The following is a 15,754-nucleotide window of genomic DNA, read 5'->3' as shown; positions in this document are numbered from 1 at the left end:
TTATACTAAAAACAAAAAACTATATATTTTTCAGGATTAAGAATTTTACTTAGGATTATTATATAGGTACATCTCTGGATAAATCATAAAAATAGATTATGTTTATATTATTATCTAAGCATAACACGGGATAATTACCCCTACACATCAAACTCGATCACCAATGTTAAAACTCTGTTTTCTACAAACATTATAACTAGACATCTGCACCAAAGGAGCATTTTTATGATTTTCATTATCACAAAGGATTTTTTCCTTTTCCAGGGTGTTTTTAACCTACAGGAAAAGGAAAAAACCATCAAAATCAATCAACTTTCAGACATTAACTTTAATGATCTGGATCACGATGTAAAAATCATTATTGACACTTATCATAATAATATTATTGATGAAACTACGGTCAAGCTACTCAATGACATCAATGTTGAAAGGATCATCATCCTGGCTCCCTTTCACATTAGCAAATTAAAAAGCCAGTCGCCTTTACTGTTCGTAAGCAGAAAAGAGCAGATATTAAATTTACTCTCCCTCATCATAGATGAAAAAATTTCATATCAAAAACCTAACGTGGCACTCTCGCACAACCAACTTAAACTTGTCAACTCCATAATTAACCAACATAACATACATGAAATCACTCAGTCCCTGAACATTTCAGAGCAAACAATGCGCATTCAAAAATTTAATATCATGCTCAAGCTAAAACTTAGAAGAATAAGCGATCTTGTTACCCTGAAGATATCACCTTATTTTTAGCATACAAGTGATTGACATTCAAAAACATCCATTAGAAAAGAAGGTTTTATGCTCGCATCTTTAATTGCCATTATGGTTGGTGGTGGTGTCGGTAGTGCTTTACGTTGGGGCATTTCCCAGCGATTGAATGCACTATTCCCTTTATTACCCCCCGGAACGCTCGTTTCAAATATAATTGCCGGATTCATTATTGGATTTGCTACAGTTTTTTTTACCCGACTAACATCATTTTCTCCGGCAGTGAAGCTGATGGTCACCACAGGGCTATGTGGTGGTTTATCGACATTCTCTACTTTTTCAGAGGAGGTATTTTCGCATTTGCAAAATGAAGATTACATTTGGGCCGGTACTGAAATTGCGGTTCACGTGCTGTTCTCCTTACTCGCCGTGTATACCGGCTTCTTAATTGCGTCATTTATTACCTATTGGTACCGATGAACCGTAAACCTTCGTAACGTATATGTGAGGGATATAATGCAGATAAAAAGAAAATTTGCGGTAATTGGCCTGGTTAATATTCTATTCGTTGTGGGGTGTGATGATAGTAAGAATGCCCCGCCACATACCGTAATACCGGATGTCGGTATTATTACGCTTAAAGAAGAATCCGTGAATATCACCAGTAAATTACCCGGGCGAATTGTACCTTATGAAGTTGCTGAGATACGTCCGCAGGTTGGGGGGATTATTCTCAGCCGTCAGTTTAAAGAAGGCAGCACGGTTAATGCCGGAGAACCGCTGTACCAGATTGACCCTGCCCCTTTACTGGTAGAACTGGATCGGGCGAAGGGAAGTCTGGCTAAGGCTCAATCAGCAGCAGATAACAGCCGCTTAACGTTGAATCGTTTTACGTCACTGCTTAAATCACATTATATCAGCCAACAAGACTACGACGAGGCCCAGACTAACGCGAAGGAAGCGCAGGCAAACCTGCAAGTGGCGAAAGCGGCGGTTGAAAGTGCCAGAATCAACCTGAACTATGCCAGCGTCACCTCGCCGCTGAGTGGATTAAGCGGCAAATCAACTGTCACCATCGGCGCACTTGTCACCGCCAATCAGGGGCAAGCACTGGTCACAGTTCAACGTCTTGATCCTATATACGTGGATGTTACCCAGTCCGCCAATGATTTTCTCCGGCTAAAAACAGACATGGAGCAAGGCATAATAGAGCAAAGCCAGGGCCAGGCAACGGCCATATTAGAGTTTGATAACGGTAAGCAATATGCTCACACAGGGAAATTACAGTTTTCCGACCTCACAGTGGATGAAACAACGGGGTCTGTTACGCTCAGAGCAATTTTTCCTAATCCAGATAACACGCTATTACCTGGCATGTACGTTACTGCTGTGCTCAGTGAGGGTATCCAGCGCAATGTATTGTTGGTTCCACAAGAAGCGGTAACTCGCAATGCCAGCGGCAAAGCCACAACGCTTATTCTTGATCCGGAAAACATCGTCCAGTCGCGTGAAATTATTGCCACTAAAGCAATAGGAGATAAGTGGCTGGTAACTTCCGGTTTGCACCCTGGCGATAGGGTCATTATTTCTGGGCTCCAACAGATTCGGCCTGGCATTAAAGCTCATGCTCTCCCCTCCCCTTTAGATTCAAATCCCCCTTTACCTCAGTAAGGCCGGGTAACAGGAGTTTTTTCTATGGCTAATTTTTTTATTGAGCGCCCGGTCTTCGCCTGGGTTCTTGCTATTATCATGATGTTAAGCGGCGTCATTGCTATTACTCAGTTGCCCATTGCTCAATACCCCAACATTGCCCCACCAGCGGTAACTATCAGCGCATCATACCCAGGAGCCGATGCACAGACTGTACAAAACTCGGTGACGCAGATTATTGAACAGAATATGAATGGTCTGGATGGATTAATGTATATGTCCTCAACCAGCGACGCCTCTGGCAATGCCGCCCTGACCCTCACGTTCGAGTCGGGGACCAACCCGGATATCGCTCAGGTACAGGTGCAGAATAAATTACAGTTGGCGATGCCGTCATTACCGCAGCAAGTACAACAGCAAGGCATTAGTGTTGATAAAGCCAGCAGCAATATTTTACTGGTTGCCGCATTTATTTCAGAGGATGGGGCGCTTAACCAGTACGATATTGCCGACTATGTTGCGTCCAATATCAAAGATCCGCTTAGCAGAATCGCAGGGGTGGGCAGCATTCAACTATTTGGTTCACAGCATGCCATGCGAATTTGGCTTGATCCGGTCAAACTCAACCAATATCAGCTTGTCCCTCAGGATGTCATTCAGAAAGTCAAAATACAGAATAATCAAATATCGGGAGGACAGTTAGGCGGCGCACCGCAGGCAAATAACCAGCAGTTGAATGCTTCAATTATCGTCCAGACCCGATTACAAAATACACAGGAGTTTGGAAATATTCTACTGAAAGTTCAACAAGATGGCTCACACGTTACATTGAACGACGTTGCTCACATTGAACTGGGTGCTGAAAGTTATGGCACTGTAGCAAAATACAATGGGAACCCTGCAGCAGGGATTGCGATTAAGTTGGCCACAGGTGCCAATGCCCTGGATACCGCAAAGTTAGTCAAAGAGGAAATAGCCCGGCTTTCGCCCTGGTTCCCGCCAGGTCTCAAAACCGTCTATCCCTATGACACAACGCCCTTCATTAAGATATCCATACAAGAAGTCGTTAAAACGCTGGTTGAGGCCATTGTTTTAGTTTTCATTGTTATGTATTTATTCTTACAAAATTTTCGGGCAACACTTATTCCAACAATAGCAGTCCCGGTTGTCATACTAGGCACATTTGCCGTTCTCTCCGTTGCTGGCTTTACCATCAATACTCTGACAATGTTTGGCCTTGTCCTGGCCATTGGTCTGCTCGTTGATGATGCTATTGTGGTGGTGGAAAATGTTGAGCGCGTGATTGCAGAGGAACACCTTTCCCCCAAAGAAGCTACGCATAAATCAATGTCACAAATACAAGGGGCGCTGTTGGGGATTGTGCTGGTCCTGTCGGCTGTATTTGTACCGATGGCGTTACTCGGCGGTTCTACCGGAGAGATATACCGGCAATTCTCAGTAACGATTGTCGCCGCCATGGCGCTTTCTTTATTAACCGCATTATCGTTAACGCCCGCATTATGTGCCACGCTGCTCAAACCAGCGCATCATGATACCTCCCATTCTGCACCTCGTTTTTTCACACTGTTTAACCAGCACTTTGAGCGTTTTACCCAGCATTACAGCGACAGTACGCGCAAGATTCTGCGAGTCACTTCTCGATATATGATTCTGTATTTACTGATCATTATTGCCATGGCGCTACTGTTTCTACGCATTCCGACCTCATTTTTACCTGAGGAGGATCAGGGCGTTTTGCTGACCATGGCCCAACTGCCGCCGGGTGCTACGCTGGTTAAAACTAATAAAGTACTTGAAGACGTCAGCCACTATTACCTGACACAAGAAAAAAGTAATGTGGAATCAGTCTTTACTGTCAGCGGTTTTGGATTTAGCGGGCAAGGTCAGAACAACGGGTTGGCCTTTGTAAGCCTGAAACCCTGGTCTGAACGCACGGCAAGTGCCGATGGTATTAATGCGATCATTCAACGTGCCACCAGAGGTCTGGCTACAATAAATCAGGCTATTGTTTATCCCTTCAATTTACCCGCCGTCCCGGAACTTGGCACGGCCTCAGGTTTTGATCTGGAACTTATAGATAAAGCCAACCTGGGTCACCAAAAGCTCACTCAGGCAAGAAATCAGCTCCTCGGTATGGCAAAACAGCATCCCGAACAGGTGGTCGGCGTTCGCCCCAATGGACTGGAAGATACGCCCATGTTTCGGGTGCATGTCAATGCGGCAAAAGCAGAATCTATGGGCGTATCTCTCAACGATATAAATCAGACGATCTCAACCGCTTTTGGTAGCAGCTACGTTAACGACTTCCTGGATAATGGACGCGTCAAAAAGGTCTTCGTACAGGCAGCCATTCCTTATCGCATGCTTCCGGAAAGTATTGATAGCTGGTATGTCCGTAACGCTTCTGGGGACATGGTACCGTTTAGCGCATTTGCCTATACAGATTGGACTTATGGTTCACCGCGTCTTGAACGCTATAACGGCTCTCCTTCAATGGAGATTCTTGGCGAAGCCGCACCGGGAAAAAGCACCGGAGATGCCATGGCATTTATGGTCTCACTCATCGAAAAACTGCCAGCTGGCATCGGATATGACTGGACAGGAATGTCGTACCAGGAGCGTTTATCCACCGACCAGGCCCCTATGCTGTACCTTATTTCAATCGTCGTTGTTTTTCTGTGTCTGGCAGCGCTCTATGAAAGCTGGTCAATTCCCTTTGCCGTAATGCTGGTTGTTCCACTTGGCGTTGTTGGCGCCTTATCAGCGACCTGGTTGCGTGGGTTATCCAACGATGTCTATTTTCAGGTCGGTCTACTGACAACAATTGGGTTATCGGCTAAAAACGCGATTTTGATTGTAGAATTTGCCGTTGAAATTATGCAAAAACAGGGTAAAAGCGATATTGAAGCGACATTAGACGCAGCCAGAATGCGCTTAAGACCGATTCTGATGACCTCTTTGGCATTCATTCTTGGTGTGCTTCCATTAGTCATTAGCAACGGCGCGGGTTCAGGCGCACAAAACGCAGTAGGCACAGGCGTGATGGGCGGAATGATTGCCGCAACGGTCCTGGCGATATTCTTTGTTCCCGTATTCTTTATTGTTGTACATCGCTTTTTTACAAAAATAGCGATAAGAAAATAAACAATGTTAGTTAGGATTTATTTATTAAAAATACGTACTGGAGGTTTTGCAACATATCGCAAGAGTGTTTACGATAATACCGGTATCAGTGCAGACTGATCCCCTGAGAAAACATTTGGTATGCTTCCGATTTTAACTGCCCGCAAGGGCAGTTTTTTTTATGTAATGACCCCACTACCAGTGGCCAGATAATAGTAACAGCTAACTACTCAGTTTCAGGTTTTACGAAATTGATTAGCAATATATGCGCAACTAATACCGCTCAGCATAAGTTCAATTCCCGTCACCATTGATACCATATAAATTGATGCCTGTGGAGTGGCAGTAATAAAACACCATGCGATAAAGAGATCCAATATACCGATAACTCCCTGTAACCATACCTTTTTCTCTTTTCTGTGCTTAAAAAAGGTAGTCAGTCGGATAACCCCACCAAAACAAAATAAACATGCCAAAAAAGTTGCAATTGCAAAAACACCTAATTCGGGTGCAGTAATAAAAAAATACCCCATCAAAAAATATGCAATACTGACGACTACCCCAGAAACAACTGGCCAAAAATTATGCACCCTGTTTTTAAACATACCCACTGCTAACGCTACACCACTGCACATCAAAATCCCGCCGACAATGATACTGAGCACGCCTCCAGACACATAAGGGAAAAGGATAAAAAGCACCCCACCCAAGAACATCAGGCATGCCAAGAACTTAAGAAACCGCCGCTGTTTGACCAGCACATCATCGTCAAGCTTAGATAGAATATCTCGTGTTACATTTAACATTTGCTTCTCCTGTAAGTCAGAGTACTACTGACAACATTAATTTATTCTAAATATCATCAATAAATACTACGTCATTAATAATATAGTCCGATGATTTCTTCTTAAACGCCTTACAACTATCTAATAACAAAAGAAAATATTGAACATATTAAAAACCCCATTCAATTCAAAATATGACATCCAGGCTGTTCCAGGATATATATTTAATGTCGCAATCAGACTTTTCACCCATAGATATTAATTGATACACGAGGTACGTTAGATGAATAAAACATTAAGCATGATCGTTGGGTCCCTACTCATGATCCCTGCTCTGGGTCAGGCGGCAGAAAATCACAAACCCGTCAGTCAATGGACGTGTGAAGATTTTCTTGCCACAGATACCACATTCCAACCCACAGTGGTGGGCTTTGCCGAAGCGTTGAATAAAAAGGACAAACCAGAAGACGCGGTACTGGATGTTAAAGGGGTTGAAACAGTGACCCCTGCACTGGTGCAGGCATGTATGCAGGATAAAAAAGCCAATTTTAAGAAAAAAGCTGACAGTGAGTGGGACAAAATCAAAAAAGATCTGTAATTAAACCAACACCAGTAATTTTTTTATTGATATCACTGAAGCGAGAACTGTACCCCAACAGTTCCCGCTTCAGTAAATTAATTGTATTAAAGACACCATGAGGTTATATATGAAACGCGCACTTATCACACTTACTCCCCTGTTATCCTTATTTATGCTAAACGTCCCTGTTACGCATGCGGCAGACAACAGTCCTGATAAAATGACCTGTCAGGAGTTTATCAATCTGAATCCTAAGGCCATGCTTCCAGTTGCATGGTGGATGCTCAATGAAGAAACGGTTTATAAGGGTGGTGATTCTGTTTCTCTGAATGAAACAGACCTTACCAGCATCCCGCAAGTCATTGAATATTGTAAACACAACCCACAATCAAAATTATATTCATTCAAAGACAAGTAATTATCCATTAATAAATTAAGTAGTAATTTATCTTTCGTATGGAAAATAGCCAAGTTACATCTTTTTATAAACCTTAAGCAAGGGGCACAGGGTATATGGGAATATTACCTGTACAATTTCAAATACTGGATCCAGCGAATACAGCATTTATGCTGTTATGCACCAGTCTGGTCATGTTAATGACACCGGGGCTTGCTTTTTTTTACGGTGGTTTAGTCCAGCGTAAAGGCATACTTACCATTATGTTTCAGAGTTTTGTCTCTATGAGCTGGGTAGCCATATTATGGTTTGCCGTGGGTTATTCCCTGGCCTTCGGTCCCAGCCTCAATGGCATTATTGGCAATCCGCTTCACTATGCGTTTTTACAAAATATCAATGCGAACACGCTGTTCACCGGCAATGATGCAGGGATCCCCATCCTGGTACATTTTGTTTACCAAATGATGTTTGCCATTATCACTCCGGCTCTAATCACTGGCGCATTTGTCGGACGGGTGAAATTCAAGGCGTACCTGATTTTTATTACCCTTTGGACATTATTCGTTTACTGCCCGTTTGTGCATATGGTCTGGAGTCCGCAGGGCGTGATGGCTAAATGGGGAGTGGTTGATTTTGCCGGTGGTATTGTCGTCCACGCGACAGCAGGTTTCGCTGCGCTTGCTTCCGCTTTATACGTCGGGCGTCGAGTCATTCAGCCTGATGGTAGCCACAACATTCCTTATATTGCTCTGGGTGCGGGGTTACTGTGGTTTGGCTGGTATGGCTTTAATGCAGGCTCTGAATTACAGGTTAACACAATTACTGTCTCTGCGTTTGTTACCACCGACATTGCTGCTGCTTTTGCCGGTGCGACATGGCTATTCATTGAGAAAATGCATACCGGTAAACCAAAGTTTGTTGGCTTCCTGACAGGAGCCGTCGCAGGCCTCGCCACCATAACTCCTGCTGCAGGGTATGTTTCAATTCAATCCGCCGCATTAATTGGTGTTGTTGCCGGTTTTGTCTGCTACTACTGCGCACTGTTCGTTAAAAAGTATGTCGATGATGCGTTGGACGTTTTTGGCGTACATGGTATGGGAGGAATTACTGGCTCAATCCTGCTTGGTGTTTTCGCATCACAGGCATGGAATAGCAAAGGACCTTCAGGTTTGCTTGAAGGTGGTGGCATTTTGCAAGTTGCAAAACAACTCGCCGCTGTACTTATTACCAGCATATGGTCTTTTATTTTTACCCTTCTGATTTTATGGATAATTAACAAATTTACCCCGGTACGAATTTCAACCAATGACGCCCGCCAATCTCCTGATTATTCAGCATTTGGCGAAGATGCCTATACCCCTTCAGGTAAGGAGTAATTTATGAAACTTAGCCCCAGAGAAATAGAGAAAATAATGATTTACTCACTTGCCAGCGTGGCTCAAAGTCGGAAAGAAAAAGGAATTAAACTTAATTATCCGGAAGCCGTTTCTATTATTGCGTCAACGGCCATGGAAAGTGCCAGAGAAGGAAATGATCTGGAAACGGTCATGAATAAATCTAGAGATGTTTTGACTAAAGATGACGTCATGGAGGGCGTCGCTGACCTTATCCCACAAATACAGGTTGAAGCTATTTTCACCGATGGCAGCAGACTGGTAACCGTGCACGATCCTATTCGTTAAGAGCAGGAGAAATAGACTATGTCGCAGAACAAAGAAACAGAAAATGTACCCTATGGTGGCTACCTTTTAGATGCCTCCCCTATTTCATTTAATACAGAAAAACCTGTAACCAAAGTACGTGTCAAAAATACAGGGGATCGGCCGGTGCAGGTAGGATCACACTTCCATTTCTTCGAAGTTAATAAAGAACTGGAGTTTGATCGTGAAAGCGCACTGGGTAAACGCTTAAATATTACTGCCACAACAGCGATACGCTTTGAACCCGGTGATGAGATAGAAATAGAACTTATTCCCTATAGCGGTGATAACGATATTTTTGGTTTTAATAACCTTGTTGACATGACCGGTAAACAACTCGCTGAAGTGATCAACGATCCAATAAAGTTAAAAGCACTCATTGATAACGCCCGGCAAGCCGGTTTCAAAATGTCTAACAATCCTAGCTGAGGACCTTTTATGCCAACAATATCCAGAAAGGAATATGCCAGTCTGTTTGGTCCAACGACCGGTGATAAAATTCGTTTAGGTGAAACTGATTTATATATTGAAATCGAACAAGATCTACGTGGTTATGGTGATGAAGCGGTATATGGCGGTGGAAAATCGTTACGCGATGGTATGGGGGCTAATAATCAGTGTTCCCGCGACCAGGGCGTTCTCGATCTGGTCATTACCAATGTCACGATAGTGGATGCCAAACTTGGGGTTATTAAAGCAGATGTTGGTATTAAGGATGGATTAATATCGGGTATTGGTAAAAGCGGTAACCCTGCAATCATGTCTGGTATCACGCCAGGGATGACGGTCGGGCTTAGTACCGATGCCATTTCAGGTGAGCATTTGATTCTGACTGCGGCAGGTATCGACTCCCATATTCATCTGATCTCTCCCCAGCAAGCTTATGCCGCATTGTCTAACGGTATCACCACCTTTTTCGGCGGAGGAATTGGACCGACTGATGGCACTAATGGCACTACAGTGACCGCTGGGCCTAAGAATATGCGCGCCATGCTACGGGCATGGGAAGGTATTCCAGTCAATATTGGCCTGCTGGGCAAAGGCAATGCCTACAGTAAAGCCCCACTCGAAGAGCAAATTATTGCCGGTGCCGTTGGGCTAAAAGTGCATGAGGACTGGGGTGCCACGCCTAACTCGCTCCGCCACGCCTTGCGCACCGCAGATGATATGGATATTCAGGTCTCCGTACACACTGACAGCCTCAATGAAGCCGGATATGTTGAGAATACGATTGCAGCCTTTGAAGGAAGGACAATTCACACCTTTCATACAGAAGGCGCTGGCGGTGGTCATGCCCCGGATATTATCAAGGTCGCAAGCCAACCAAACGTCCTGCCGAGCTCGACCAATCCAACATTACCGTTTGGCATTAACAGCCAGGCAGAACTGTTCGATATGATTATGGTATGCCATAACCTGAATCCTAACGTTGCTGCCGATGTTTCATTTGCAGAAAGCCGCGTTCGTCCTGAGACGATTGCAGCAGAAAACATTCTTCATGATATGGGCGTTATATCCATGTTCTCCAGCGATTCTCAGGCAATGGGTCGCGTGGGAGAAAACTGGTTGCGCCTGGTGCAAACTGCGCATGCGATGAAAGTCGCACGCGGGAAATTACCGGAAGACAATCCGAACAATGACAATTTCCGCGTTCTACGATACGTTGCCAAAATTACGATTAACCCAGCTATTACACAAGGTGTTAGCCATATTCTTGGTTCTGTTGAAGTGAGTAAAATGGCTGACCTTGTACTCTGGGAACCTCAATTTTTTGGGGCCAAACCGAAACTTATTATTAAAGGGGGAATGATTAACTGGTCTTTAATGGGTGATCCTAACGCTTCTCTGCCTACTCCTCAGCCCGTTTTTTATCGTCCAATGTTTGGTGCCATGGGAAAAACGTTGCAGGATACCTGCATTACCTTCGTATCGCAGGCAGCCCTTGAGGATGGCGTTAAAGAAAAGGCCGGACTTGAGAGACAGGTGGTTGCAGTTAATAACTGTCGTAGCATTAGCAAACATGACCTTATCAGAAATAATGCAACCCCACATATTGATGTGAACCCAGAAACATTTGCCGTAAAAGTTGATGGTGTGCATGCAACCTGCCAGCCTATTCAAACTGCCGTTATGAATCAAAAATATTTCTTTGGTTAAAAGGAAAGCTGTTATGTATTTAATCGAAAAAACCCTCGGAAATATAAATTCCTGCGGCGAACCTGATCTATCCACTGAAGGTATCAACCATGATGTGCTGATACTGGAGCAATGGGAAGCACAAAAAAGCCGTTGCCGTAAAAAAAGTCAACTCGGCTACGATATTGGTTTATCGCTTGATCGTCATATCCGTCTTAATGATGGTGATATTCTTTTATATGATAAAACCAATCGATATTTACTTACGGTAAAAATACAGCTACGACGCGTGATGGTTGTCGATCTAGGATTGTTTGGCGTGGAGAAAATCACCGACCTTCTGACTCGAGCGTTTGAACTAGGTCACGCCTTAGGAAATCAGCACTGGAAAGCTGTTATAAAAGGATACTGTGTTTTTATTCCTATTGTTGTAGCCGACAAAATGTTGGCTTCAGTCATGAAATCTCATGGTTACATTGAAGGGCAATACTATTTTACGGAAGGTGAAAAAGTCATCCCGCTCTTAACGCCGTCTGAATCCCGACTTCTTTTTGGTGGCGCGGAAGAAGCACATACGCATGTACACATTGACCACTAACGTAATGAGGTTGCCGATCATGCAAGAGAGTTCACATAGGTTACTTAATATCGCTCGGATACTGCAATTTGGCGATTCAGTTCTTCCTGTTGGGGCATTTACCTTTTCCTGTGGAGTTGAATCTGCCATTTCTTGCGGTATTGTCTACGATCGGCAAACCCTCAAACAATATGTTTGTACCGCCTTATTGCAGGCCGCTAAGTGCGATGCTGTCGCACAAATACAAACCCTGCGCGCCTGCCGCAGTAACAGGTTAAATGATCTTATCTCAATTGATAAGGATGTGATCAGTAGAAAACTATCACCAGAATCCCGAGTGATGACCCAAAGAATGGGGAAAAAATTAACTGAGCTTTCGACAGCTATTTACCATGATCCGGTATTTAACTGGTGGCTTGAGCAAATTCGCCAGGGAACGGTTATTGGCACCTACCCTGTTTCCCATGGGCTACTCATGAGCCATTTGGATCTTGATGAAGATGCGATGCTGGCCATGCATTTTTATGGCGTAGCAATGACTATTCTCAGTGCCGCGCAAAGACTGATGCGGATCACGCATCTGGATAGCCAAAAAATTCTGGCCGAAGTCACGTCACTTTTTCCTGATTACGCTGAAATGGCGCTCAACACCCGACCGGAAGAAATGTCTTCTTTTTCTCCGGTGATCGACATTCTGGCTGCTGTTCATGTCGATGCCCATGTACGTTTATTTATGAATTAACTGAGGTTAGAAATGAAAAAAATTACCCGAATTGGCATTGGTGGTCCCGTAGGTTCAGGAAAAACGGCCATTATTGAGGTTATTACTCCTGTTCTTATTCGTCGGGGATATAAACCTCTGATTGTGACCAATGATGTTGTCACAACGGAGGATGCAAAGCAGGTTAAAAGAACACTAAAAGGAATATTAGCAGAAGAAAAAATCATTGGCGTTGAAACTGGGGCATGTCCACACACTGCTGTGCGCGAAGATCCCAGTATGAATATTGCTGCTGTGGAAGAAATGGAAGATAAATTCCCGGATAGCGATTTAATTATGATTGAAAGCGGTGGCGATAACCTTACCCTCACTTTCAGTCCTGCATTGGCTGATTTTTATATTTATGTCATTGACGTAGCTGAAGGTGAAAAAATCCCACGTAAAAATGGCCCAGGCCTGGTTCAGGCTGATATTTTAATCATCAATAAAATTGATCTAGCGCCCTATGTAGGTGCCAGTCTGGAAGTAATGGAAGCGGATACCCGTTATGTCAGAAACAATCGCCCTTATATTTTAACTAACTGTAAAACAGGCGAAGGTATTGAGCAGCTTGTGGACATGATTGAACGCGATTTTTTATTTGGTCACACTATTGAAGGAAAACAAGATGACGCATTCACAGAATATAAATGACCAGGTAGAGAAGAGCCGGAAACGTTGGGACACGCAAATCCCCATAGAGTATCGTCAGGAGCCGGAGCAAATGCCCAGTGGGGCAATCGGTAAAGATGGTTTTTTGTACCTGGGTTTTACGCGTACCGGGAGAAAAAGCATTCTTCATCGTATGGAAAAGCGAACCCCATTATTTGCGCAAAAGGCATTGTATCATGATGAGGCACTGCCGGATCTTCCCTGCGTGACCATGATATCAACTTCAGGCTGTGTGCTGCAGGGGGATCGCATGGTGTTATCCATCAACGTGGGTGAAAATGCTTTCGCCAGCGTAAACACTCAATCAGCAACCAAAGTACACTCGATGGATAAAAACTATGGAGCGCAGATTCAATTCATCCAACTACACGATAACTCCTATCTGGAATACCTACCCGATCCTTTAATCCTACATCGCAATGCAAGATTTGTTAACGATACCGTCATCGATTATAAAAGAAACGCAACACTTATTTATTCCGAAGTCATTATACCGGGACGTCGTTACCATCATGAAAACGAGCTAAATGGTTTTGATTATTATTCCTCAACAGTATCTGCAAAAGATGAGTCTGGAAATATTGTTTTCAAAGAACAGATTGTGCTGAAACCCAAGGAGCATCCCATGACTGAACTCGGGGTAATGGGAGGTTTTCAAATTATCGGCACTATTTTTATATTAACTCCAGTAGAAAACATATCATCCATTCAGGCGGCCTTCAAAGCTTATTATGGCAAAGATTGTTGCTACGGAATGTCAACACTTCCCGCCGAATCCGGCCTTATATTTAAGATATTAGCTAATGACAGTAGTATTATTAAAAAACATATCCGTAAAGTGTGGGCTATGACCAGAAAAGTCGTTCTGAATGCAGAGTTACCGCCCCCATTTATCTGGAAACAATAATACCTCCTTATTACTTTTACGCTGGTAAATAATGATGATAACACACTCAATCCCAGTATTATGGAAAAATAATATTGATAAGCACTACATTCTCAAAATTATTGATATATCATTACGTGGTTGTGCTCAGGTAATGTTTCAAAACAATCCCATCACTGGGTTATTGTTTTTTATTGCTATATTTATCGCTGCTTATAGCAATAATAATCCATTGGCTGCATGGGGGTGCGTAATTGGAACTGTCCTGGCTTCAATTACGGGAGCCATAACTCATGATGTAAAAGGTTGGCGGGATGGCCTCTATAGTTATAATGGCTGTCTGGTCGGCATTGCTATTCCTGTGTTTATCACCGTAACGCCGTTAATGTGGTTCTGCCTGATCGTTGGTAGTGTCGTATCAGTTATTGCTACGGTTTGCATTGCCGATATTTTAAAAACGTGGAAAGTTGCTGCGTTAACAGCGCCGTTTGTGCTAACAACATGGGTCATTCTACTGGCCAGCTATGCATTTCATAATATCTATGGTTCGGGTTTACCCTCCCCAGAGTTATCCCAACATTATATCCCAACAACGCCTGGCGATTACTCTCTTAGCTTTTTTATCGACGGCACCCTACATGGGATATCACAGGTATTTTTGTTTCCAGGGATTCTTGCTAGTTTATTCTTCATTGCAGGTCTGGCAGTAGAATCTGTTGTATGCGCCTGCTATGCCATCGTCGGCTCTCTAATCGCGACACTGCTTGCGTATTATCTGGGTGCTAATGCTCATGACATTTCTACAGGACTGTATGCCTTTAGTGCCGTGTTGACATCAGTTGCCCTGGGTACAGTATTTAATCAACCTGGCTGGCGAGTATTTATTTATACTATCTCAGGTATCATTTTTACAGTTTTTATTCAGGCTGCCATGAATGTGCTTTTAATGCCTTTTGGTATACCGACATTAACCATGCCATTTGTTATTTCATCATGGTTATTCCTGGTGCCGAATAAAGAATTTATGCCAGAGCATCGTCACTCCTGAATCAATGAGAGAATCATTATGACTGAAGAATTTCTTTTCCGACTTATATTAGCCAGTCTGCTCGGCGGCGTAATTGGTCTGGAGCGTCAAATTCGCGCTAAAGAAGCAGGTGTACGCACACATATCTTGATTGGTATTGGCAGTGCCATGTTCATGATCGTTTCTAAATACGGTTTCTATGATGTTATTGAACATACCCATATAGGATTAGATCCCAGCAGAATCGCAGCTCAGGTTGTCACTGGCGTAGGATTTCTCGGTGCGGGGAATATTCTGGTACAAAAACAAACCATCAGAGGATTAACAACAGCTGCGGATGTGTGGGTCACCGCAGCAATAGGTTTGGTTATCGGCAGTGGAATGTATGAAGTTGGCATCATAGGTACGATTATGGCGCTCATTGTGCTGGAGTTTTTCCGTCAGCTTACCTACCGCTTTTTAAATCGCCATCTACAACTACGTATGCGTATTGCAGCCGGGACTGCGCAAGTTGTTCTGACCTCGCTTAATGAACAGGGATATCGCATCCAACTGCGTTCGCTGGCTAATGATACATCCGACTCTCATGTTCTCACGGCAAACATTGAGTATACGGACGCAACCTCGGTGAATCAGATTCTTTCTTCACTTAAAGAAAACCCTGCTATTAAAGAGGTTTCTGTCGTATAGCTACTATTCAGATATTAATTATATTAAATGCGATAG

The 15,754-nt window shown here is 43.6% G+C and carries 17 protein-coding genes; 16 read left to right on the top strand and 1 reads right to left on the bottom strand.

The genetic code is table 11. The features are described from left to right. Window positions 1-225: 225 nt before the first annotated feature. Genes OGY15_RS07710 through OGY15_RS07695 form a run of 4 tightly spaced genes read left to right on the top strand, consistent with a single transcriptional unit; the run spans window position 226 to window position 5,529 of the window. The gene (locus OGY15_RS07710; RefSeq protein WP_187253495.1) at window positions 226-756 is read left to right on the top strand and encodes a helix-turn-helix transcriptional regulator; all 531 of its coding nucleotides are present in this window, start codon (window positions 226-228) and stop codon (window positions 754-756) included. 48 nt (window positions 757-804) lie between these two features. Further along, window positions 805-1,194, top strand: a complete 390-nt coding sequence (crcB, locus tag OGY15_RS07705; protein ID WP_088903225.1) for a fluoride efflux transporter CrcB — start codon at window positions 805-807, stop codon at window positions 1,192-1,194. A 36-nt stretch (window positions 1,195-1,230) separates the two neighbouring features. Next, window positions 1,231-2,385 carry an efflux RND transporter periplasmic adaptor subunit gene (locus OGY15_RS07700; protein ID WP_353655350.1) on the top strand — a complete coding sequence of 385 codons (1,155 nt, stop codon included), beginning with the start codon at window positions 1,231-1,233 and terminating at the stop codon, window positions 2,383-2,385. A 24-nt stretch (window positions 2,386-2,409) separates the two neighbouring features. Further along, on the top strand, window positions 2,410-5,529 hold the full coding sequence (locus tag OGY15_RS07695; RefSeq protein WP_286538896.1) for an efflux RND transporter permease subunit: 3,120 nt from the start codon (window positions 2,410-2,412) through the stop codon (window positions 5,527-5,529). Window positions 5,530-5,744: 215 nt separating this feature from the next. On the opposite strand, the gene OGY15_RS07690 is transcribed toward OGY15_RS07695, so the two are convergent. Beyond that, window positions 5,745-6,314, bottom strand: coding sequence for an HdeD family acid-resistance protein (locus tag OGY15_RS07690; protein ID WP_187253498.1), 570 nt, complete (start codon window positions 6,312-6,314; stop codon window positions 5,745-5,747). Between the two features lie 262 nt (window positions 6,315-6,576). On the opposite strand from OGY15_RS07690, the gene hdeA reads away from it, so the two are divergent. From hdeA to OGY15_RS07630, 12 genes are all read left to right on the top strand, one after another. Continuing rightward, entirely contained in the window at window positions 6,577-6,891 is a 315-nt protein-coding gene (hdeA, locus tag OGY15_RS07685) for an acid-activated periplasmic chaperone HdeA (RefSeq protein WP_057102354.1), read from the top strand. Window positions 6,892-7,000: 109 nt separating this feature from the next. Further along, window positions 7,001-7,291: an acid-activated periplasmic chaperone HdeB gene (gene hdeB, locus OGY15_RS07680; RefSeq protein ID WP_370619936.1), complete on the top strand. Its 291-nt coding sequence runs from the start codon at window positions 7,001-7,003 to the stop codon at window positions 7,289-7,291. Between the two features lie 95 nt (window positions 7,292-7,386). After that, entirely contained in the window at window positions 7,387-8,646 is a 1,260-nt protein-coding gene (locus tag OGY15_RS07675; protein ID WP_151217531.1) for an ammonium transporter, read from the top strand. Between the two features lie 3 nt (window positions 8,647-8,649). Next, entirely contained in the window at window positions 8,650-8,952 is a 303-nt protein-coding gene (locus OGY15_RS07670; RefSeq protein WP_003845045.1) for an urease subunit gamma, read from the top strand. Window positions 8,953-8,970: 18 nt separating this feature from the next. Further along, window positions 8,971-9,399 carry an urease subunit beta gene (locus tag OGY15_RS07665; RefSeq protein ID WP_151224796.1) on the top strand — a complete coding sequence of 143 codons (429 nt, stop codon included), beginning with the start codon at window positions 8,971-8,973 and terminating at the stop codon, window positions 9,397-9,399. A gap of 9 nt (window positions 9,400-9,408) precedes the next feature. Next, a complete protein-coding gene (locus OGY15_RS07660; protein ID WP_286538895.1) occupies window positions 9,409-11,127 on the top strand; it encodes an urease subunit alpha in 1,719 nt (572 codons plus the stop codon). Between the two features lie 13 nt (window positions 11,128-11,140). After that, window positions 11,141-11,704: an urease accessory protein UreE gene (locus OGY15_RS07655; protein WP_151217538.1), complete on the top strand. Its 564-nt coding sequence runs from the start codon at window positions 11,141-11,143 to the stop codon at window positions 11,702-11,704. 19 nt (window positions 11,705-11,723) lie between these two features. Then, window positions 11,724-12,425 (top strand): urease accessory protein UreF, encoded by a 702-nt coding sequence (locus OGY15_RS07650; protein WP_187253501.1) that lies wholly within the window; start codon window positions 11,724-11,726, stop codon window positions 12,423-12,425. A 12-nt stretch (window positions 12,426-12,437) separates the two neighbouring features. After that, the gene (gene ureG / locus OGY15_RS07645; RefSeq protein ID WP_151217540.1) at window positions 12,438-13,097 is read left to right on the top strand and encodes an urease accessory protein UreG; all 660 of its coding nucleotides are present in this window, start codon (window positions 12,438-12,440) and stop codon (window positions 13,095-13,097) included. Next, entirely contained in the window at window positions 13,072-14,022 is a 951-nt protein-coding gene (locus OGY15_RS07640) for an urease accessory protein UreD (protein WP_151217542.1), read from the top strand. Before ureG ends, OGY15_RS07640 begins: the two co-directional genes overlap by 26 nt. A gap of 34 nt (window positions 14,023-14,056) precedes the next feature. Further along, entirely contained in the window at window positions 14,057-15,049 is a 993-nt protein-coding gene (gene yut / locus OGY15_RS07635; protein ID WP_286539090.1) for an urea transporter, read from the top strand. 18 nt (window positions 15,050-15,067) lie between these two features. Then, window positions 15,068-15,718, top strand: coding sequence for an MgtC/SapB family protein (locus OGY15_RS07630; RefSeq protein ID WP_151217543.1), 651 nt, complete (start codon window positions 15,068-15,070; stop codon window positions 15,716-15,718). Window positions 15,719-15,754: the final 36 nt, after the last annotated feature.

This window comes from Citrobacter sp. Cu231 (genome assembly GCF_030332265.1).
Classification (GTDB): domain Bacteria; phylum Pseudomonadota; class Gammaproteobacteria; order Enterobacterales; family Enterobacteriaceae; genus Citrobacter; species Citrobacter meridianamericanus.
The sequence above is the reverse complement of the archived record's forward strand: the minus strand, read 5'-3'. Positions and strand labels throughout refer to the sequence as shown.

Excerpts from the sequence above, each read along its gene's own strand:
- OGY15_RS07700 (WP_353655350.1), top strand. The coding sequence starts at position 1,231 with ATGCAGATAAAAAGAAAATTTGCGGTAATTGGCCTGGTTAATATTCTA.
- OGY15_RS07650 (WP_187253501.1), top strand. The coding sequence starts at position 11,724 with ATGCAAGAGAGTTCACATAGGTTACTTAATATCGCTCGGATACTGCAA.
- OGY15_RS07630 (WP_151217543.1), top strand. The coding sequence starts at position 15,068 with ATGACTGAAGAATTTCTTTTCCGACTTATATTAGCCAGTCTGCTCGGC.
- OGY15_RS07675 (WP_151217531.1), top strand. The coding sequence starts at position 7,387 with ATGGGAATATTACCTGTACAATTTCAAATACTGGATCCAGCGAATACA.
- crcB (WP_088903225.1), top strand. The coding sequence starts at position 805 with ATGCTCGCATCTTTAATTGCCATTATGGTTGGTGGTGGTGTCGGTAGT.
- yut (WP_286539090.1), top strand. The coding sequence starts at position 14,057 with ATGATAACACACTCAATCCCAGTATTATGGAAAAATAATATTGATAAG.
- OGY15_RS07640 (WP_151217542.1), top strand. The coding sequence starts at position 13,072 with ATGACGCATTCACAGAATATAAATGACCAGGTAGAGAAGAGCCGGAAA.
- OGY15_RS07665 (WP_151224796.1), top strand. The coding sequence starts at position 8,971 with ATGTCGCAGAACAAAGAAACAGAAAATGTACCCTATGGTGGCTACCTT.
- OGY15_RS07710 (WP_187253495.1), top strand. The coding sequence starts at position 226 with ATGATTTTCATTATCACAAAGGATTTTTTCCTTTTCCAGGGTGTTTTT.
- OGY15_RS07695 (WP_286538896.1), top strand. The coding sequence starts at position 2,410 with ATGGCTAATTTTTTTATTGAGCGCCCGGTCTTCGCCTGGGTTCTTGCT.
- hdeB (WP_370619936.1), top strand. The coding sequence starts at position 7,001 with ATGAAACGCGCACTTATCACACTTACTCCCCTGTTATCCTTATTTATG.
- OGY15_RS07670 (WP_003845045.1), top strand. The coding sequence starts at position 8,650 with ATGAAACTTAGCCCCAGAGAAATAGAGAAAATAATGATTTACTCACTT.
- hdeA (WP_057102354.1), top strand. The coding sequence starts at position 6,577 with ATGAATAAAACATTAAGCATGATCGTTGGGTCCCTACTCATGATCCCT.
- ureG (WP_151217540.1), top strand. The coding sequence starts at position 12,438 with ATGAAAAAAATTACCCGAATTGGCATTGGTGGTCCCGTAGGTTCAGGA.
- OGY15_RS07655 (WP_151217538.1), top strand. The coding sequence starts at position 11,141 with ATGTATTTAATCGAAAAAACCCTCGGAAATATAAATTCCTGCGGCGAA.
- OGY15_RS07660 (WP_286538895.1), top strand. The coding sequence starts at position 9,409 with ATGCCAACAATATCCAGAAAGGAATATGCCAGTCTGTTTGGTCCAACG.
- OGY15_RS07690 (WP_187253498.1), bottom strand. The coding sequence starts at position 6,314 with ATGTTAAATGTAACACGAGATATTCTATCTAAGCTTGACGATGATGTG.